The organism is Deinococcus aestuarii, from assembly GCF_018863415.1.
In the GTDB taxonomy this organism is placed as follows: domain Bacteria; phylum Deinococcota; class Deinococci; order Deinococcales; family Deinococcaceae; genus Deinococcus; species Deinococcus aestuarii.
In genome coordinates this window covers 217,382-236,163 of record NZ_JAHKSN010000002.1, presented here as the reverse complement: position 1 = coordinate 236,163, position 18,782 = coordinate 217,382, and the positions used below count along the sequence as shown (strand labels likewise).

Here is an 18,782-nt window from a genome sequence, read left to right as displayed (position 1 = left end):
CCGGCCATCCCTGTTTTTCCCGGCGATTGGAAGCTGGCGACCGCGCCCTGCCCATCCCGCCCCCCGCTTTTCCCCGTGTGGGAGCGCACTCCCCGCCCCCACCACGGTAGACCTTGTGCCCCGGGTGCGGCTATTCTGCCCCCCATGACCCGCCCCCTCCTGCTCGCCGCCGCCCTCCTGCTGGGCGTGGCGGGCGCGTACACCGTCAAACCCGGCGACACCCTCTACAGCATCGCGCGGGCGCACGGCACGACCGTCGCCGAGATCACGCGCCTCAACGGGCTGAAAAACACCTCCCTGGAGGTCGGGCAGACCCTCAGGCTGCCGGGCGAGACGGCCCCGCAGACCCCGGCGCCCGCGGCCCCGCCCCCTTCGACGGCGGCGCCCGCGCCCACGCCCCTCCCCGAGCCCGTGCCCGTGGGGACGGCCCAGGTCGCGGGTCTGACGGTGACGGCCCCGACCAGCCTGCGGATGGGAGACGCCTTTGTGCTGCGGCTGAGCGGCCCACGCGCGGGGCAGGCGACGGTACGCTTTCCCAGCGAGGTCGGCGAGGACGTGCGCCGCCCGGACGAGTGGCTGACCCCCACGGGCGCGGCGGGCGAGTACGTGGTGCTGGGGCGTGTGGTGCTCGGCAAGACCACCCCGGTCGTGTACGAGATCAAGGTCGGCGGCGATCAGGTCCGCGGCAGCATCCCGGTCACCGGGCTCACCCAGACGATCCAGTACCTCAACCTGCCGCCCTCCATCAGCGGCAAGCTTCAGGACCCGGGGCGCAAGGCGGAAGAGGCCATCGTCGAACGGGCGTACACCCGCCGCACTCCCCAGGCGTGGGCACGGCCCTTCCAGCCCGCCGTGAACGTCCGCGCCCAGAGCAGCGCCTTCGGGCAGCCGCGCACCTACGTGGCGGGTGGGCCCGTCCAGTACCACTACGGCACCGACTACCCCGCCCCCACCGGCACCGCCGTGACCGCCGTGAACGACGGCACGGTCGTCGTGGCGGGCAAGTACCCTGTGCGCGGCGGCCTCGTGATCATCGACCACGGGGCGGGCCTGACGAGCCTGTACTTCCACCAGAGCCGGGTGACCGCCAGGGTGGGGCAGAAGGTCCGGCGCGGCGACAAGATCGGCGAGGTGGGCTCGACCGGCCTGAGCGACGGCGCACACCTGCACCTCGAGATGCGTGTACGCGGCGAGGCCACCAATCCCGCCGGTTGGGTCAACCGCATCTGGCCGAGGTGAGGGGAAGAGCCGTCAGCGGTCAGCCGTCAGCTTTTTGTTCTGGCTGATCGCTGACGGCTGATTGCTGATAGCTTCTTCCCCATGCCCGACCTGTCCACCCTGGAGCAACTGAACACGCTGGGCGAGGGGCTGCTGCCCGGATTGATCGGCATCCGCTTCACCCACGCGGAAAGGGGCCTGCTGCGCAGCGAGTTCACCGTGCGCCCCGAACTCCTCGCGCCCAACACCTTCCTGCACGCGGCCTCCATTGTGGCCCTCGCCGACACGACCTGCGGCTACGGCACGCGGATGCTGCTTCCCGAGGGCGCGAACGGCTTCACCACCATCGAACTCAAGAGCAACCACCTCTCCACCGCCCGCGAGGGGCTCGTCACCTGCGAGGCCCGCGCCGTCCACGCCGGGCGCACCACCCAGGTCTGGGACGCGGAGGTGAGGAGCGATCAGGGCAAGGTGATGGCCCTCTTCCGGTGTACGCAGGCAGTGCTGTATCCGAAGGGGTAAGGGATTCGGTGAGATGTGAAGAGTGGGTGAAGTGCCCCTCCCGCCCCGCCCCCGGCTTCCTGCTTTCGTCTTTCTCCACTGACCACTCCCGACTCACCCTATGCCCTCCGCCCGCCCCTTCCTCCACCACCCCGATCCCCTGACCCGTGAGGTCGCGCGGGGGTACGCGGGGGGCGCCTTCCTGATGGACAACGGGAGCGGCGTGGCGTGGTACGCCGTCGAGCGGCGCGCACTCGTGCCCCTCACGGAGGCCGAGGGCCTGCACGTCGCGCGGCGGCTGCGGCGGGAACTGGACCGCTTCGAGGTGCGGGTGGACACCGCCTTTCCCGACGTGGTGGAGGGGTGCCGGGGCCACCTGCCGGGCGCTCCCGAGCGCGACGGCGAGTGGATCAGCCCGCCCCTCGCCCACATGTACACCCACCTGCACGGCACCGGGCTGGCGCACTCCTTCGAGGTGTGGCGGGACGGTGAACTGGCGGGCGGCGTGCTCGGTCTCGCGCTCGGCGGCGCCTTCATCGCGGAGAGCAAGTTCCACCGCGTCACGAACGCGAGCAAGGCGGCGCTCGTCCACCTCGCCGCGCACCTGCACGCGCGGGGCTTTTCGCTCCTCGACGCGCAGATTCAGAACCCACACCTCGCCCGGCTGGGCGTGTCCGAGGTCAGCGGGGGGGTGTACCGGGAAAAGCTCTTCCGGGCGCTGGGACAGGACGTGAGCCTGTAGAGCCTTCGACGCCAAAGCGGTGTCATGCTGAGGGGGAGCGAAGCGTCTCCAACCGGCTGGGTGAGACCCTTCGCTCTGCTCAGGGTGACAAGTTCAATTCTGTCGGCTGCTCTCAAATCCTGAGATGACGGCAAAGCGGCCCACCCTTCCTTCCCGGTGGGCCGCTCCCCTCGTGCGCGCTTACCGCACCTTCGTCCCGGTCGGCAGGTCGAGCCGCGTGCCCACCAGATCGAGGTTCCCGTGCTCGTCCTCGGCGGCGAGGATCATGCCCTGGCTCTCGATGCCGCGCAACTTGGCGGGCTTGAGGTTGGCGACGAGGACGACCCGGCGGCCCACGAGGTCTTCGGGCGCGAACCACTTGCGGATGCCGCTGACCACCGTGCGCGTCTCCTCTCCCATCCGCACGGTGAGCTTGAGGAGCTTGTCGGCCTTCTCGACCGCCTCGGCATGGACCACCTCGGCGATGCGGAGGTCCACCCGCGCGAAGTCGTCAATGGAGATCAGGGGCTCGGGGGCGGCGGGGGTGGGGCTGGGCGTGGGGGCGGGCTGGGGCCTGTCATTCGGCTGGGTCACGGTCTTCTTCTCCTTCTTGGGGGCGGGTGGGGGAGGGGCGGCCTCCTCTGTCTCCCGCGCCTCGGGCTTGGGGAAAAGGACCCTGCCACCGATGACGCGGGTTCCGGCGGGGGTCAGACCCCAGGCACCCGTGAGCGCGTACGACTGTCCGCCGAGGCCGAGTTGTTGGCGCAGCTCTCTGGCCTTGCCGGGGATGACCGCCTCCAGCGCCACGCTCGCCACCCGCAACCCCTCGGCGGCGGTGTAGAGCACGGTATCCAGGCGCCGGGCCGTCTCCTCCGACTTGGCGAGGTTCCACGGGGCACTCTCGGCGATGTAGCGGTTGAGGTCACGCACGAAGTTCATGGCCGCCTCAATCGCCATGTTCACCTTCAGCCCCTGCACCAGCCCCATCACCTCGCCGGGGAGGGCCAGCGCCGCCGCCTCGATCCCGTGCTCGCGCCCACCCGGCTCGTGCGCCTGCGGGATCACGCCGCCCCTGTACTTCTGAATCATGCTGACCGTGCGCGAGAGCAGGTTGCCCAGGTCGTTCGCCAGGTCGGAATTCAGCCGCGAGACGAGGATGCCCTCGCCGTACGGGCTGTCCGCGCTGAGGGTCGCTTCCCGCAGCAGGGTGTAGCGGATCGCGTCCACCGGGTACTCGGCGACGAGCTGTTCGGGATCAATCGCGTTCCCCAGCGACTTGCCCATCTTGCGCCCGTCCTCCGCGAGGATGTGGCTGTGGACGACGAGCTTGCGGTAGATCGGGAGCCCCGCCGCCCGCAGCATCGTGGGCCAGAAGACCGCGTGCGGCTTGAGGATATCCTTGCCGATCACGTGCCACGCGAGGCCGATGGTCTCCTCGCCCATCCCGCGGCTGACGGGGCCGGAGACGTAGTTGAGCAGCGCGTCGAACCACACGTAGGTCACGTGGTCGGGGTCCCAGGGCAACTCGATGCCCCACGGCACGCGCGACTTCGGGCGGCTGATGCTCAGGTCGCCGATGGGCTCGCGCAGCATCTCCAGCACCTCGTTGCGGTATCCGGCGGGCTGGATGAACTCGGGGTGCTGCTGGATGTGCCCCAGCAGCCACGCCTGGTACTTCTCCATCCGGAAGAAGTAGTTCGCCTCACGCCGCAGCTCGGGCGGGTCCTTGTCGCCGGGGTAACGGCGCACGCCGTCCGGCCCCTCCACGAGTTCCTTTTCGGTCACGTACCGCTCGGCGCCCACCGAGTACAGGCCCTCGTACTCGGCAAAGTAGATGTCGCCCGCGTCGTACACGCGCTGGAGGATGTCCTGCACGTACCGCTTGTGGCGGCCCTCCGTCGTGCGGATGAAGTCGTCGTAGCTGATCTCCAGCCGGTCCCACAGGCCCTTGAAGGCGCGCAAGCTCAGGTCGTCCACAAACGCCTGCGGGGTCTGCCCGGCCTTGGCGGCGGCCTTGGCGATCTTCTCGCCGTGCTCGTCGGTGCCGGTCAGGAAGGTCACCTCGAACCCGGCGAGACGGTGGTAACGCGCGATGGCGTCGGCCAGGATCTTCTCGTAGACGTGCCCGATGTGGGGGGCGCCGTTCGCGTAGTCGATGGCGGTCGTGATGTAGAACTCTCGCTCGGGCTGTCTCGTCATGTGCCGCTTCTCCTCGCCCGGCACGCCTTCCTGATGGGAGAAGGGGCCAGGCAACCGTTCCAAGATACGCAAAACTCTTCCGCCGATTCAGGATGGGGGTTGCGCCTGGGCGAAGGGAAGGGGCGGGGCGCTCTCCTTGCCGCACCCCGCCCCTCCCGATCCACGTCAGGCGCGCGGGGGCATTCGCATGGGCATGGTCCACTCGCGGGTGACGGGCATGGAGGCAGTCTACCCACTCGGCGGGGGCGTGTCATCGGCCTCTTTGCCCAGGGAAGGCGGCCTCCGCGTGTCTTCACATGAGGGATGGGTGGGTCACCTTTCCCCCGTTCTCGCCTCCCACGGCCCCCTACAATCGCGGGCGTGATTGCTTACCTGAGTGGCGTGGTGCGCGAGGTGCGCGACTCCAGCGCCGTGATCGTCGCCGGGGGGGTGGGGTACGAGGTCTTCTGCCCCGCCTCGACCCTGGGAAAACTGGCGGTGGAGGCCCCGGCGGAACTGAACATCCGGCACGTCATCCGCGAGGACGCCCAGCTCCTCTTCGGCTTTTCTGACGCCGACAGCCTGCGCCTCTTCGACCTGCTGACCGGCGTGAGCGGCGTGGGCCCCAAGCTCGGGCTCGCCCTGCTCTCCGCCATGCCCGTGAGCGCCGTCGCCCAGGGGCTCCTGACCGGAGACGTGAAGCTGCTTTCCAGCGTCTCGGGGGTGGGGAAGAAGACCGCCGAGCGCCTCGTCCTCGAACTCCAGAACAAGGTGCCCGACCACCTCGCGGCGCCCGTCACGCCGGGCGGGGTGAAGGTGGCCCCGGTCACGGGCACGGCGGGCCGCGACGCCATCGAGGCGCTGCTCGCGCTGGGCTTCCGGGAGGGGCAGGTGCGGAGCGTGGTGGCCGAACTCCTCGCCGCCGACCCCGCGCAGTCGGCCGACGCCCTGATCCGCAAGGGCCTGGGGCGGCTGCGCTGATGCCGGGGTTGCAGGATGGTCCGCAGGGTCATCCCGACAGCCTGCAACTCGACGCCCGCTCACCCGACGGTGCTCCTGAGGGGGGCGCCCCGGAAGCCGGGGACAGCTCGGGCGAGCAGCGCGTCACCTGGCTGGAGCTGTTTTTCGACCTGATCTTCGTCACGGCCTTCGACCAGCTCGCCAAACGGCTGGGGGACGCGCCCACCGGGTACAACCTGCTCGTGTTCGTGCTGATGTTCGCGGCGGTGTGGTGGGCCTGGGCGGGCAACACGACCTTCGCGGCCCGCTACGGCAACGACAGCCGGGCCTACCGCCTGGGCACGCTGGTGCAGCTCCTGACCCTGGGCACGCTCTGCCTGACCCTGCGCGGCGACCTCAGCGACACCGGGATGGCCTTCGGGCTCGCCTACACGGCCAACCGCCTCGTGCTGGTGGCGATGTACCTCCTGACCCTCCGCAGCCACCCGGAGGGGGCCGCCTTCGCGCGCGGGCAGGCGCTGGGCTTCGGCGCAGCGGCGGTGTTCTGGTTCGCCAGCGCCTTTTTGCAGGGCACGGCGGAACTGCTGGCCTGGGGGGTGGCGCTCGCCATCGACGTGCTCACGCCCATCCTGGGCCGGGACCGCCAGCGCCGCGCCATGCCGCACCAGGAGCACCTGCCCGAACGGGTGGGCCTCCTCCAGATCATCGCGCTCGGCGGCATCGTGACCGAGGTCGTGGCGGGCAGCCGACAACAGGAACTGCGCTGGGCCGACCAGGCCCCCGCCTTTCTCGCTCTGTTGACCGCCGTGGCGCTGTGGCGGCTGTATTTCGAGCAGGCCCGCGCCCTGCCCGTGCTCGCCGCGCACCGCGCCGGGCGGGTGGGGTCGCTCCTCGCGTGGCTCTATGGTCACCTGCCTTTCACCCTCAGCATCGTGATGCTCGCGGTGGGCTTCGGCCACGGCATCGCCGACGAGGAAAGTGCCCGCGACGCCATCGACCGCCAGTTCGTCGCCTGGCCCCTCGTCCTGGTGAGCCTCACCCTGCTTTTCCTGCGCTGGAACGCCGCGCGCGTCACCGGCCACCGCTTCCCCGACCTCAGCGCCGTCACCATCGGGCTGATCGCCCCGGTGGGCGTCGCCATCGCCTTCCTGCCGCTCGGCACCCTCGCCACCCACGCCGTCGCCTGCGCGGTGATCCTCCTGGCCGCCGTCGTCACCGCCCTCGACCCCTCGACCCGCCGTCTGGGCAAGATCGAGGAGGCGCTGGGAGCGAGCGGCACGCCGGTCTGAGGTGAGGCGGGGAAGGGGTGGCGGTGCCGTCACCCCAGAAGTCCGCGGGTTGCCCGCCGGGGAAAGGGAGAGTTCATCCTCCTGGCGGGAGAGTCGCTCGCCTGCCCCCTCACCCCGGCCCTCTCCCGCAAGGGGAGAGGGAGAAAAGAAGCTGAAGCTGTTGCTCTTTAAAACCGTCAATCGGGACGCCCGATGAGTACCCGGGACTGAACGCCCCTGGCCCACCACCACGTCGGCTCGCGCAGCGAGACGGTGGGCGAGCCGATGGGACGCGACAAGATCAGACCTTGCGTTCAGAAGAACCCGACCACCCGCGCCGTCCGTATGCCCTTGCCCAGCGCAGCGCCGCTCCCCCTGCCCCCCTGGGGGGAGGGGGCTGGGGGGTGGGGGTAAACCGTCGCAAGTTGCCCGGCCCCTCTGCATCCCTCCCTACAGCCCCGCCTCACGCCCCGTGTTGCACTGACCCCATGACCACCCAGGGCGGCACGCTGATCATCGGAGCGACGGGCGGAATCGGAGCGGCAACCGCACGGGCTTTCGCGGTCTCCTCACCCCTCACCCTGGCCGGGCGAAACGGCGAGAAACTCCAGCCCCTCGCCACAGAGCTGGGAGCGACCGCGCTCCCCCTGGACGTGGGCTTCGAGAGCCACGTCCGCACCCTGTTCGAGAGCCTGGACGGCCTGGAGACGGTCGTCTATGCGGCGGGCGCCGCCCTGCCCCATCCCCTCGCCGAGGCGGACGCGGCGAAGGTGCGGGCGGTGTGGAACGCCAACTATTTCGGGGTGCTGTGGACGCTGAAATACGGCCTGCCCCGTCTCGCGCCGGGAGGGCGGCTTTACGTGATCGGCGCCCGCCCCGAACTCGTCACCGCCCGCGGCTTTTCCCAGTACGCCGCGAGCAAGGCCGCCGTCGCCCGCGCCCTGGACATCGCCCGGCTGGAAACCCGGGGCAAGACCCTGACCCTGGTGCTGCCGCCCGCCGTGGACACGCCCCTCTGGACGCAGGTGGGAAGGGCGCCGCGCGGAGCCCTCGCCCCCGAGGCCGTCGCCGCCGCCCTGCTCGCCGACCGGGCGGGGCTGGGGGTGGACGAGTTGCGGGTGGGGTGAGGGTTCCAGACGAGCCCCCTTTCCGCCTCCCGCGCGAGGCTACGATGCTGGGCATGACCGACATCGCGCCCGCCCGCCCCACCACGGTGGACCCCGACGCCCACCTCCCCCTCAACCGCCACCGATTGATCGCCCCCGGCCCGGTCGAGGTCGAGCCGCGCGTCCTCCTCGAACTCGCCCGGCCGCAGATGCACCACCGCGCGCCCGAGGGAGTCGAGAAGTTGCAGGAGGCCCGCGCCAAGCTCGCCCGCCTCCTCGGCGCCCCCTACGACGCCGTGATCACCACGAGCAGCGGCACCGGGGCCTTCGAGGGGGCGCTCGTCAGCCTCACCCCCGTGGGTGCGAAGGTCGTCAACGCCCAGGCGGGCAAATTCTCCGAACGCTGGGGCGAGATGGCGCGGCGGCTCGGCTACGACACGACCGTCGTGGCCCGGCCCTGGGGCGACGTGCTCGACCCCGGCGAGGTCGCCGACGCCGCGAAGGGCGCCCACACCCTCCTGATCACCCACTCCGAGACGAGCACGGGCGCCCTGCACGACCTGGAGGCGATCACGCGCGCCGCCAAAGCGCAGAACCCCGACCTCATCGTCATCGCCGACTGCGTGACGAGCTACGGGGTGGCCGAACTCCGGCCCGCCGAGTGGGGGGTGGACGCCATCGTGAGCGGGAGCCAGAAGGGCACCGCCACACCCCCCGGCCTGGGCTTCGTCCTCTTCAGCCCCGAGGTGCAGGGGCGGATGATTCAGGACACGCCCAGGGGCTTCTACCTCGACCTCACCCGCGAGCTCAAGGGGCAGAAGGCCGGGAACACGCCCCAGACCCCCGCCATCAACCTGATCTACGCCCTGTCCCTGTCCCTCGACCGCCTGCTCGCCGTGCCCCTGGACGTGTTGTGGGCCGAGAAGCGCAGGCAGGCGGACGCCCTGACCGCCGCCGGGACGGCCCTCGGCGCCCCCGCTTGGGCTCCGCGCACCACGCCCGCCGTCGCCGTGCTGCGGCCTCCCCAGGGCCTCACCGGGTGGCAGGTCAGCGCCCGCCTCGCCGAGATGGGCCAGCGCGCCCTGCCCGGCCAGGCCCCGCACGAGGACACGGTGTTCCGCGTCTCCACCCTGGGCTACGCCGACCGCTACGACGCGCTGGGCATCGCGGGCATGTTGGAGGACTGCTTTGCCAGCCTGGGGCTGCGCTTCGAGCGGGGAGTGGCGGTGCGGGCGGCTTGGGGAGCGCTGGCATAGGGAAAAAGCCTTTGTTTTGAGCTCCTCCCCTTGAGGGGGAAGGTCGGGACTCGGAGAGCTGCACCGCAGAGGGGGTGACCGGGCAGGGCATCCAAGAACTCTCGCCGACCTCCTGAAGCTCCTCCAATCAACAACCCCTACCGCCCCTCCCGCGCGTCCGCCAGCAACTCGCCCGCGATGGCGAGCGCGGCGGGCCCGAGCGGGCTGCGGGTCACGCCGAGGAGGATGCCCAGCTTGTCCCGCCGGGCGCTGGAGAGGTACGTCCAGCGTTCCAGATCGGCGCGGTGGGTCCGGGCGGTCTCGTCGCGCAGGTAGCGCACGGCCCCGTCGTAGTACCCGACCTGGAAGGCGGCGCGGGCGCGTTTTTCCTGCTCCAGCAGCCCCAGGCCACGCGTGGCGAGCAGCACCCGCCGGGCCTCGTCCTCGCCGCCGAAGCCGTAGAGGTTCTCCAGGCGGTAGACGGCCTTGGGAAAACGCAGCCCGGCGGCGGCCCGCCACGCGTGCGGCAGGCGAATCTCGAACTCGGGCCAGGCGTGCGTGTGGGTCAGCAGCGCCGGGTACAGCAGCGAGAGGGCCACGTCGCGCGCCTCGGCGAGGGCGAGCAGTTGCTCCTGTGGGCCGTGGCCGGGCCCGGTGTACTGGCGGCGGGCGGTGTCCAGCCGGGCGGCGGCGCGGCCCAGCAAGTCCTCGCGGTGCGCGGCGAGCTGGGCGGGATTGAGGGTCCAGAGGGTGCGCTGAATGCGCCCGTAGTGGCCCGTCGGGTCGTACACGACGCGGCTGGTGGCGAGCAGGGCGAGGGGCGCTTCCTCGCGCGCCACGTCCCACTCGCGCCACCCCTCCAGCTTCTCGAAGGGGAATCGCTCGACCGTCACCCCGGCGCGCGTCTCGGTCTGGGGCGAGAGCAGGCCGCGCTCGAAGGTCACCAGGGTCGGCAGGCTGCCCACCCACGCGACCTCCGTGCCGTGGCTCCCCGCCTGGGCGACCGCCCTGACCTTGCGGTCGGCGACGAGTCGGCTCTGTACTTTGTCGGGGTCCTGCACGCGCGCCTCCGCCCCCAGCATAACGGCCCACCCCACGGGTCCACGGGGGCGCGGGGCCGGGTGAAGGTCAGGGCAAGGGAGACGGCGACGCCCGCCCGTGCGTGGGGACGGGCGGAACCGGCGCCTCCGCCCGTTCGAGCACCCGCCGCAGGTGTTCGAGGTGTGCGGTCCGCGACTCGCCTTTGTCCTCGATGTGGGGCTGGATGCCGTGCGTGTACCCCAGCGCCCGGTAGACCTCACCGACCAGCCGGGCGTCTTGCATGAGAAGCCGCCCCTCGGGCAGGGGCAGGAGGTCGGCCCACTCCGCCAGGTACGCGGTCTGTACCGCCTCCCGCACTCCGGGGGAGGCGCCCTCCGGGGCGAGGTAGAGGGGGTCCGCGTCGAGGAAGGGGTGGGTCACGCTCACGTCCGACCAGTCGATCAGGGTCCAGCGCCCCCCGGCATTCCGCACGGCGTTGTCCCGGTGCAGGTCCCCGTGCCCGACCACCTCCGGCAGCGGCGAGGCGAGCAGGCGCACGCAGGCCTCCTGCAAGCGGCCCTCCAGCACCCACAGCCGGGCGGCCTCGGCGGGACTCAGGCCGCCTTCCTCGCCGAGCAGCAGCACGTCTTCGCGCAGCAGTTCGGGAAGCAGCGCCGCCACCCACGCCGGGCCGTGGTCGGGCATTCCGCGTGAGCGCAGTTCGGGCAAGGCCGTCACGCTCGCCCGCTGCACCCGCGCGAGGTGGGCGGCGAGGCCGGTGCCGTCGTCCCTCTCACCCGGCACGTCTCCCGCGTGCCCCAGCAGCAGCAGCCCCCGCCCCTCGTCGGCGGCGAGGACGGGTGGGGCCGCTCCCGGAATCTCGCCCGAGAGCACGCAGGTCGCCGTGACCTCCCGCGCGAAGAAGGCGGGCACGGCCTTGAGGTACACGGGGTCCCCGCCCCCCTCCAGCCCCACCCGCCACAGGGCGCTGATGCCCCAGTGTTTGACCGGCTCGGGCATCCGGGCGCGGGTCAGGCCCTGCTCCCCCAATTCCTCGTCAAGCCACGCCAGCGCGCCCGCCGCCCAGCCGACCCGGGCGAAGGGAGGCCTGTGCGGCGGGGCGGGGGAGAGGGCGGCCTCGGCCCAGCCCCGCTCGGCGTCCGGCAACTCGCCCGGCAAAACCCAGGCCGCGCCCCTCAGCCCGCACGGCGCGTCGAGGTGCCACACCGCCTCGCGCACGAGGGTGCCGTCCGGGTCCTCCCCCAGCCGGGCGAAATGCAGCCGCCGCAACGGGGCCAGCCAGGGGGAGAGCGCCGGGAAGGCGTTCGTCAGGCCGCGCCCCACGAAGGTGTTCTCCGCCACCACCGCCGCGGGCAGGGCGCCGCCCACCGCCGCGACCCGCCGCCCGTCCGGGTGTGTGACCACCGCGCGGAGGGTGGCCCGAATGCTTCGCGTCATGTCCGCAGTGTGCGACGCGGGACCGCTCGTGCGCCTGCGCCGGGTGGCTTAGCGCGGCGAAAAGGGAGGAGGCCCGCCCGCGCCCCCTCCCCCAGCTCTCCCGTCTTACCCGCCCGCCCCGAGCCGTCCCAGCCACACGCCCACGCCGAACACGACCGCGCCGCCCACCACGACCTGAAAGACCGTCTGCCCGAGCGGGCTGCGCATGTACCGCCAGCGGATCAGGGCGATGGCGAGCAGCTCGGCGATCACGACCACGTACGCCAGCGTCAGCGCCGCGCGCAGGTCGGGCAGCAGGAAGGGGAAGGTGTGCAGCATCCCGCCCAGGATGGTGGCGAGCCCCGTGATCAGCCCGCGCCCCAGCGGCGTGCCCCGGCCGCTCACCTTCCCGTCGTCGGAAAGCGCCTCGGCCAGCCCCATGCTGATGCCCGCCCCGATGCTGGCCGCCAGCCCGACGAAAAAGGCGTCGATGGGTTTGCCCGTCAGCCCCGCCGTCGCAAAGATCGGCGCCAGGGTGCTCACGCTGCCGTCCATCAACCCCAGGAGCGCAGGCTGGACCTTTTGCAGCACGAAGGCGTGTTCCTGATGCGTGGGCGTGAGCGTGGCGGCGGCGGGGGCAGAGGGCTGGACGGGCGACATGGGGACATTCTACCCTTAATAGGAATAATTCTCAATAAGCCCCATTCGGATGGGAGAACTCGGGATGAGGCCGGGAGAGACTGGTCCCCGGACCGTCAACTCGGCCGGTCAGCCCAGGACGCCGGAAAACCGGGTATGTCCTGGGCGGGAGGGCAGACTTCTGGGGGAGAAGGTGAGGGCCGGGACGCCCCGGTTACCCCTTCGTTTCCAGCAACAGTTTGGGGCGGAACTTCAGCCCGTCCGCCGCGACGAGGTGGGCGGGAACGGCGCCGACATGACGCAGGGACCGCTCCGGGTTCACCCCGTGCAGATGCCCGTAGACGACCAGATTGGGCCGGGCCGCCTCGATCACAGCGGTAAGGGGATTGGGGGGATAGGGCGGGCTGGCGGGCGGGTAGTGCAGCATCAGGATGAGGGCGTCGCCAGGGTGCCGGAGCCGTGCGGCGGCCTGGGTGCTGAGCCGCAGCCGCTCGGCCTCGCGGTTGAGCAGCCGCTCGTCATCCTCGCCCAGGGGCTCGTAGCCGGGGGTGAGCCAGCCGCGCGAGCCGCACACGACCACCTTGCCCACCCGCACGGCGTCGTTCTGCACGGCGAGCATCCCGGGGGGCAGGGCGGCGCGCAGCTTGGCGGCGCTCGTCCACCAGTAGTCGTGATTTCCCCGCAGCAAGACCTTGGTGCCCGGCAGCTCCGCGACCCGGTCGAGGTCCACCAGGGCGTCGGGAAGCCGCATCGCCCAGGAGAGGTCGCCCGGCAGCAGCACGAGGTCCTCCCCTCGCACGACCTCGCGCCACTCCCGGAAGATCGCGTCGGGGTGCCCCGCCCAGTTCGGCCCGAAGACCGTCATCGGCTTGGGCGTGACGGTGGCGAGGTGCAGGTCGGCGATGGCGTAGACGCGCATGGGTCAGGCTCCGGGCGGGGAAGGGGGCGGCGAGGTCTGGGGAAGCCAAGGCGAAAGCCTCCCGCAGGGGGAGGCTTCCAGCGTGGTCGGGGCGAGAGGATTCGAACCTCCGACCCCGTCGTCCCGAACGACGTGCGCTACCAGGCTGCGCTACGCCCCGCCCTACCACGGCTCCAGTCAGCCGGGCACAGAAGGCCCGCTTTTGGTGCGTCGGGTAGTCTACGCGGCGCCCCTGGGGGTGTCAAGCGAGGCTCCGCCGTTTTCGGGTGGGCGTGGACGCCGGGCGGGGAAGAGGATGCAGACGGGATTCGCCCTGACAGCGCCGAGGGTAAGACTCACCGTTGCACTCAGGGTGACAGGGCTCGGCCACTCGCCCTTACACAACATCTGAGTGCGTGTTTGAAAAGCGCGGCAGCGTTTCTCACGCTCAGAACGAGAACTGTCTTTTAGCCCCTCCCCCCTTGCGGGGGAGGCTGGGAGGGGGGTGGACGGCAACGCCGTCCCAAACAGCACTCAACCCGGAGGGTGTGTCTCGGTGGCACTCTTCTGGAACACGCTCTGAGGGTCAATCCAGCTCCTCGAATTCCACCTCGGGCTCGTCCTCGCCGCTCCCCTCCTCCGGGTGCGCCGCCGACACCTCCCGGATCGCCGCCCAGATCACCGCTCCCGGAAAGCCGCGCCGGGCCAGGAAGGCGTAGGCTGTCGCCCTCGGGTCACGCCTGCGGGCGAAGCTGGGCCAGCGGCGCTCCAGGATCGCCCGCGCGTCGGCCTGTTCCTCCTCCGGGTCGCGGGTGGCGAGCGTCTCCTCGATCAGGCCTTCCCCCACCCCCCGGCGCTTGAGGGTCTGCCGGACACGGAAACCGCCCACCCCCCGGCGGTGACCCTCCGCGCGGGCGACGCCCTCGTCGCTCTGGTAGCCCAGCTCCTGCACGCGGGCGAGGACCTCGGCGGCCAGCGTCTCGTCGTCGGTGCGCCGCAGGAGGCGGGCGCGCAGTTCCGTCTCGGTGAGCGCCCGGCCCGACAGCGCCCGGAAGGCGTAGGCGAGGAGGTCGTCACGCGCCTTCTGCCGGTCCCCTGCCCCCCTGTTCTCGCCCGCCGTCACGCGTCCAGTATGCCGCTTGCGCCCACTCCCCGCACCCGCTAAGATGCCCAGGTTGCCTTCCTGTCGGTGGGTGACCTCTGCCCGGTCAAAGGCCGGGCGGAAGGCGCCGAGGCCTCCCCACGGGGAGACGGGCGCGTCGCGTTCCTCCCTGACACAGGAGTGGGAACCGCCCCGCGGGACGCGGGAGAACAAGGAGAACTCACATGGCCCTTCGTCACAAGTCCGCCCAGAAGCGTCACCGCCAGAGCCTCAAGCGCCGGTTGATCAACCGCAGCCGCAAGAGCACGATCAAGACTTTCACCAAGAAGGCCGTCGCCGCCGCGCAGACGGGCGCCGAGAACGCCGGAGAACTCCAGCGCAAGGCCGAGAGCCTGCTCGACAAGGCCGCCAAGGGCAGCACCCTCCACAAGAACACCGCCGCCCGCAAGAAGAGCCGCCTTGCCCGCGCCATCAACAAGGCCAACGCCGCCAAGCAGCAGGCGTAAGCGAGCGTCACCGGGCAAAGGGGCCATCTCCGCGTGAGGTGGCCCCTTTGCCCGTTCAGCCCGGCGTGGTCTCCCGCACGAACGTGATGAGGTCGGTGTTCACGGGCTCCAGCCCCGCCTGCCGCATGGTCAGCGCGATCTGCCCCCGGTGGTACGCCCCGTGCGCGAACACGTGGTGCAGGATGTCGCCCACCGACGTGTGGAAGACCCGCCCCGTGCTGTTGGGGTAGGTCACCACCTCGTCCAGGCGCGCGTCGGTCAGGGTTTCGAGAAGGTCACGGTACGCCTGCCCGTTCAGCGTCAGGCGTTCCCCGCACGCCTCCAAATCTGCGTCCGGCCAGATCGGCGTGCCCCCGGCGTCCTCGCCGCGCAGCCGCCGCAACCAGACGTGTTCGGCGGCGAGGACGTGGGCGAGCAGCCGCACGGCTTCAGGGGGAGGGGTGGGGGCCTGCCGCAACGCCTCCAGCACCCGGCGGTCGCCCCAGTCCGTGTGCGCCAGCGAGCGGGAGAGGAACCCGAGGGCGGTCATCTTCGGCCGCCTACTGCCGGGCTTCCTTGAGGTCCAGGGTGCCCGAGTAGCGGTCGAACTCCACGGTGAGGCGGTAGACGCCCATCTCGCCGCTGCCGAGGAGGTTCAGGGACCACTCGCCCTTGGGGCAGGTCTGCCCGGCGACCTGGGTGCCGCTGGGGTCGAGGAGGCGCAAGACGGCCTTGCCGCTGCGGACCGAGCAGGTGCCGCGCACGCCCACGCTCTTGTCGGCCTCGTACAGGTCGAAGGCGTACCTGTTCTCGCCGTGCGCGTTGAGGAGGTGGGTGGGCGTCAGCGTCACGTAGCCGAAACGCAGCCCCACGGTGAAGTACAGCAGCGCGACGGCGACCGCCAGGGCGACGAACAGGAAGCGCACCCCCGTACTTTACTCCTTCTTCACGAAGCCTGCCTCAGCCCGCCCGTTGGGGGGGAGAGCGGGAAAAAAGACACGGGTGAGGCGGGCCACCCCCTCCCGCAGCCGCTCGGGCGGCAGGTGCGCGAAGGCGAGCAGCACGGCGGGGGGCCGGGCGTGGTGCGCGAGCGGTGCGGCGGGAGAGAGGGCCACCCCGGCCGAGGCCGCCCGCCGAATCGCCTCCTCCTCCGAGAGGGGCGCGGGCAGGGTGACGTGGACGTGCAGCCCGGCGCGGGCGGGCGTGACCTCCCACCCCGGGAGCCCGGAGGCCAGGGCCGCGAGCAGGACCTCGTGGCGGCGGCGGATGGCCGACCGCGCCCCCCGCAGGTGCCGCGCGTACGCCCCCGAGGCGAGCACGTCCGCGAGCGCCAGGGCGTCGAGCGTGGCGGGGGCGCGGTCGGTCAGGGGCCGGGTGCCCGCCAGCACGCGCGTGACGGGCTCGGGCGCGACGAGGTAACCGCTGCGGGTGACGGGGGCGAGGCTCTTGCTGAAGCTGCCGAGCAAGATCACCCGGTCGGGGGCGAGCCCCTGCATCGCCGCCGGGGACCGCCCGCCGTGGTGGAGGTCGGCGGCGTAATCGTCCTCCAGGATGAAGGCCCCCGCCCGCCGCGCCCAGGCCACCACCTCCGATTGCCGCCCGGCGGGCAGCGTGACCGTCGTGGGGTACTGGGCCCCCGGGGTCAGGTAGAGCAGGGTGGCCTGCCGGGGCAGCGCCGCCGGGTCAAGGCCCGCCGCGTCCACCGGCACCGGGCAGAGAGTCGCCCCCGTCGCCCCGAGCGCCGCCCGCGCGCCCGGGTAGGTGGGGTCCTCGACGGCGGCCACCCGCCCCTCCTCCAGAAAGACCCGCGCCAGCGCGTCGAGCGAGGCCTGGGTGCCCCCCGTCAGCATCACCATGTCGGGGGTGACGCGGGCGCCGCGCTCGGCGTTCAGGTAGGCGGCCAGGGCCCGGCGCGTCTCGGGGGGGCCGAGGAGGGTGCCGAGGTCGTCGGTCGGGCCGCCCTCCCCGCGTTCCCCGGCGGCGCGGGCCTGGCGGGTCAGGGCCTGCGCCCACGCGCCCGCCGGGTAGAGGTCGGGGACGGGCTGCCCGACCCGGAAGTCCACCGCGTACCCGCCGCCCGCGTCCGGCACCCGCCCGGCGAGGGCCCGCGCCGCCCACGCGCTGAGGGGCAGGGGGGCGGCGGAGGGGTCCTCCCGGAGGGGCGCGGCACCCGGCACGGCGACCCGGGTGCCGCTGCGGGCGCTGCTGTGCACGTACCCCTCCACGGCAAGCTGCGCGAGGGCGTCCACCACCGTGTTGCGCGAGACGCCCAGCCGAGCGGCGAGGGCGCGGTGTCCCGGCAACCGCGTGCCCTGAGCCAGGGTTCCTTCCAGCATCGCCTCGCGCAGCGTCCGGGCCACCCGCGCGTGCAGCGCCTCGCCCGGAAGCGCGGGCCGCAATGCGGGGACGGTCCGCGTCAACGGCGTGTCCCCGGGGTCCTCAACGCCCGAACTCCCGGGCAAGCCACGCCGGGTCGCCGCCCTCGGCGGAGAGGGCCTGCCCGGCCAGATCGAGGAAGCGGCCCCGCGCCGCCTCCGCCTCCTCGCGGGTCAGGCCGTGCGCGGCGGGGTCGCGCAGGAGGTCGCGCAGCAGGGGAAAGACGGGCGTGTCCGGGTGGACTGCACCCCGCACGGTCACGTCCGCCCGCCACTTCAGCAGGTAGTCGAGCGCGTAGGGACCGGGTTCGAGGACGCAGCCGCCGGGGTAGGGAATGCGCCTGGGCGCGGGAAAGGTCACGGCGGGGCTCCGGGTGGGGGTCGTCATGCGGACAGGATGCACCCGCCCGGCGGGGGGAGCCAGGGGGGCGGCCTCTCCCGACTTCGCTCATGTGCGGCTCATGGCCCGGGCCTGCACTATCATGGCCCCACCATGAGCGAGGCGTTGGTGCAGGCGTATCGGGACGCCCTGCCGGAATACGAGCGGCTGAGGGACGCGGCGGTCGCCCACACCACCCGGCTGCTCGCGGGGGCGGGGCTGAACATCCACCACGTGACGGGCCGGGTCAAGCGCCCCGCGAGCCTCGCCGACAAGCTGCGGCGCAAGGCGGGGCGCTACCCCTCGCTCGCCGACGTGACCGACCTCGTGGCCGTGCGCGTGATCACCTACTTCGAAAGCGACGTGAACGTGGTCGCCCGCCTCGTCGAGGAGCACCACGCGGTGGACTGGGACCACTCCATCGACAAGTCGAAGATGCACGACCCCGACCGCTTCGGGTACATGGGCGTGCACTACGTCGTGAGTCCGCCGCCCGACGTGCCCGAGTTCGCGGGCCTGCCGGTGGTGGGGTCGGGGGCGAGGTTCGAGGTGCAGATCCGCTCGATCCTCCAGCACGCCTGGGCGGAGATCGAACACGACCTCGGCTACAAGAACCGCGAGGCCGTCCCGCGTGAGGTCCGGCGCCGCTTTTACCGCCTCGCGGGCCTCTTGGAGATGGCCGACGAGGAATTCATGGCCCTGCACCGCTTATCGCGCGACTATGCCGCCACGCTGCAGGGGCGCATCGCCGAGGGCCCCGACGGCGTGTACATCGACGCGCAGAGCATGACCTATCTCCTCGGCACCTCCCCGGTGCGCGACCTCGACCTCGCCGTCGCCGCCGCCCTGCGGGTGCCTCTGCTCGAAAACTGGCCCGACCCCGAGCGGCCCCAGCGCCTCGCCAGCCTGCTGCATTACGTGGGCGTGCGCTCGGTCGGCCAACTCCTCAAGGAACTGCGGCGGCACGAGGGAGAGGTGGAGCGTTTCGCCGCCGCCCTGATGCCCCGCCTGCAAGAGGCCTGGACCCCGGCGGGGGGCGCGCGCCCCGGCACGAGCGTCGTCCACTACGCCCTGCTGCGGGCCTGCGCGAACACGGCCCTCGATCCCCAGGAGGTCGTCAGCCTCCTCGACCTCAGCGGCTCGCGCAACGTCGGCGAGATGGTCCAGACCGTACGGGAGGTCTACGAGCGGGAGATCCTGAACCACGCGGCGGATTAGGGGGAGGGTCGCAAGGTGTTGGCCCAGCCGTGGGCAAAAGGC

General features: G+C 71.9%; 19 protein-coding genes and 1 tRNA gene. 9 read left to right on the top strand and 11 right to left on the bottom strand.

Going from position 1 to position 18,782, the window contains the following annotated elements:
• Nucleotides 1-144: 144 nt before the first annotated feature.
• The 3 genes from IC605_RS04225 (at nucleotide 145) to aat (ending at nucleotide 2,461) form a co-directional block, all read left to right on the top strand.
• Complete coding sequence (locus IC605_RS04225) at nucleotides 145-1,239, top strand: LysM peptidoglycan-binding domain-containing M23 family metallopeptidase (protein ID WP_216319453.1); 1,095 nt, start codon at nucleotides 145-147, stop codon at nucleotides 1,237-1,239.
• 81 nt (nucleotides 1,240-1,320) lie between these two features.
• Complete coding sequence (locus tag IC605_RS04220) at nucleotides 1,321-1,740, top strand: PaaI family thioesterase (protein ID WP_216319452.1); 420 nt, start codon at nucleotides 1,321-1,323, stop codon at nucleotides 1,738-1,740.
• 100 nt (nucleotides 1,741-1,840) lie between these two features.
• Nucleotides 1,841-2,461 (top strand): leucyl/phenylalanyl-tRNA--protein transferase, encoded by a 621-nt coding sequence (gene aat, locus IC605_RS04215; RefSeq protein WP_216319449.1) that lies wholly within the window; start codon nucleotides 1,841-1,843, stop codon nucleotides 2,459-2,461.
• A gap of 180 nt (nucleotides 2,462-2,641) precedes the next feature.
• Here aat and metG read toward each other — a convergent pair whose 3' ends face one another.
• A complete protein-coding gene (gene metG, locus IC605_RS04210) occupies nucleotides 2,642-4,639 on the bottom strand; it encodes a methionine--tRNA ligase (RefSeq protein ID WP_216319445.1) in 1,998 nt (665 codons plus the stop codon).
• A 360-nt stretch (nucleotides 4,640-4,999) separates the two neighbouring features.
• On the opposite strand from metG, the gene ruvA reads away from it, so the two are divergent.
• The 4 genes from ruvA (at nucleotide 5,000) to IC605_RS04190 (ending at nucleotide 9,208) form a co-directional block, all read left to right on the top strand.
• Nucleotides 5,000-5,599 (top strand): Holliday junction branch migration protein RuvA, encoded by a 600-nt coding sequence (ruvA, locus tag IC605_RS04205; RefSeq protein ID WP_216319442.1) that lies wholly within the window; start codon nucleotides 5,000-5,002, stop codon nucleotides 5,597-5,599.
• The gene (locus tag IC605_RS04200; protein WP_216319439.1) at nucleotides 5,599-6,867 is read left to right on the top strand and encodes a low temperature requirement protein A; all 1,269 of its coding nucleotides are present in this window, start codon (nucleotides 5,599-5,601) and stop codon (nucleotides 6,865-6,867) included. Before ruvA ends, IC605_RS04200 begins: the two co-directional genes overlap by 1 nt.
• Nucleotides 6,868-7,334: 467 nt before the next feature.
• Nucleotides 7,335-7,973 carry an SDR family NAD(P)-dependent oxidoreductase gene (locus IC605_RS04195; protein ID WP_216319436.1) on the top strand — a complete coding sequence of 213 codons (639 nt, stop codon included), beginning with the start codon at nucleotides 7,335-7,337 and terminating at the stop codon, nucleotides 7,971-7,973.
• A 53-nt stretch (nucleotides 7,974-8,026) separates the two neighbouring features.
• A complete protein-coding gene (locus tag IC605_RS04190; protein ID WP_216319433.1) occupies nucleotides 8,027-9,208 on the top strand; it encodes an aminotransferase class V-fold PLP-dependent enzyme in 1,182 nt (393 codons plus the stop codon).
• Between the two features lie 137 nt (nucleotides 9,209-9,345).
• Here IC605_RS04190 and IC605_RS04185 read toward each other — a convergent pair whose 3' ends face one another.
• From IC605_RS04185 to IC605_RS04160, 6 genes are all read right to left on the bottom strand, one after another.
• The gene (locus IC605_RS04185; protein ID WP_246580374.1) at nucleotides 9,346-10,269 is read right to left on the bottom strand and encodes a hypothetical protein; all 924 of its coding nucleotides are present in this window, start codon (nucleotides 10,267-10,269) and stop codon (nucleotides 9,346-9,348) included.
• Between the two features lie 46 nt (nucleotides 10,270-10,315).
• A complete protein-coding gene (locus IC605_RS04180; protein WP_216319431.1) occupies nucleotides 10,316-11,665 on the bottom strand; it encodes a phosphotransferase in 1,350 nt (449 codons plus the stop codon).
• Between the two features lie 105 nt (nucleotides 11,666-11,770).
• The gene (locus tag IC605_RS04175) at nucleotides 11,771-12,304 is read right to left on the bottom strand and encodes a VIT1/CCC1 transporter family protein (RefSeq protein WP_216319429.1); all 534 of its coding nucleotides are present in this window, start codon (nucleotides 12,302-12,304) and stop codon (nucleotides 11,771-11,773) included.
• Nucleotides 12,305-12,497: 193 nt separating this feature from the next.
• The gene (locus IC605_RS04170; RefSeq protein WP_216319428.1) at nucleotides 12,498-13,202 is read right to left on the bottom strand and encodes a metallophosphoesterase; all 705 of its coding nucleotides are present in this window, start codon (nucleotides 13,200-13,202) and stop codon (nucleotides 12,498-12,500) included.
• 83 nt (nucleotides 13,203-13,285) lie between these two features.
• Nucleotides 13,286-13,362: transfer RNA gene (locus tag IC605_RS04165), tRNA-Pro, on the bottom strand.
• Nucleotides 13,363-13,767: 405 nt separating this feature from the next.
• Entirely contained in the window at nucleotides 13,768-14,304 is a 537-nt protein-coding gene (locus IC605_RS04160; RefSeq protein WP_343216498.1) for a regulatory protein RecX, read from the bottom strand.
• 203 nt (nucleotides 14,305-14,507) lie between these two features.
• On the opposite strand from IC605_RS04160, the gene rpsT reads away from it, so the two are divergent.
• Complete coding sequence (rpsT, locus tag IC605_RS04155) at nucleotides 14,508-14,789, top strand: 30S ribosomal protein S20 (protein ID WP_216319426.1); 282 nt, start codon at nucleotides 14,508-14,510, stop codon at nucleotides 14,787-14,789.
• Nucleotides 14,790-14,844: 55 nt separating this feature from the next.
• On the opposite strand, the gene IC605_RS04150 is transcribed toward rpsT, so the two are convergent.
• The 4 genes from IC605_RS04150 to IC605_RS04135 are packed head-to-tail and all read right to left on the bottom strand — an operon-like array spanning nucleotide 14,845 to nucleotide 17,531.
• Nucleotides 14,845-15,318 carry a DinB family protein gene (locus IC605_RS04150; RefSeq protein ID WP_216319424.1) on the bottom strand — a complete coding sequence of 158 codons (474 nt, stop codon included), beginning with the start codon at nucleotides 15,316-15,318 and terminating at the stop codon, nucleotides 14,845-14,847.
• A gap of 10 nt (nucleotides 15,319-15,328) precedes the next feature.
• A complete protein-coding gene (locus IC605_RS04145; RefSeq protein WP_216319422.1) occupies nucleotides 15,329-15,694 on the bottom strand; it encodes a hypothetical protein in 366 nt (121 codons plus the stop codon).
• 9 nt (nucleotides 15,695-15,703) lie between these two features.
• On the bottom strand, nucleotides 15,704-17,188 hold the full coding sequence (gene pdxR, locus IC605_RS04140; RefSeq protein WP_216319420.1) for a MocR-like pyridoxine biosynthesis transcription factor PdxR: 1,485 nt from the start codon (nucleotides 17,186-17,188) through the stop codon (nucleotides 15,704-15,706).
• 19 nt (nucleotides 17,189-17,207) lie between these two features.
• Complete coding sequence (locus IC605_RS04135) at nucleotides 17,208-17,531, bottom strand: hypothetical protein (protein WP_216319417.1); 324 nt, start codon at nucleotides 17,529-17,531, stop codon at nucleotides 17,208-17,210.
• Nucleotides 17,532-17,636: 105 nt separating this feature from the next.
• Here IC605_RS04135 and IC605_RS04130 point away from each other — a divergent pair, with 105 nt between their 5' ends.
• Nucleotides 17,637-18,740, top strand: a complete 1,104-nt coding sequence (locus IC605_RS04130) for a GTP pyrophosphokinase (RefSeq protein ID WP_216319414.1) — start codon at nucleotides 17,637-17,639, stop codon at nucleotides 18,738-18,740.
• Nucleotides 18,741-18,782 lie beyond the last annotated feature (42 nt).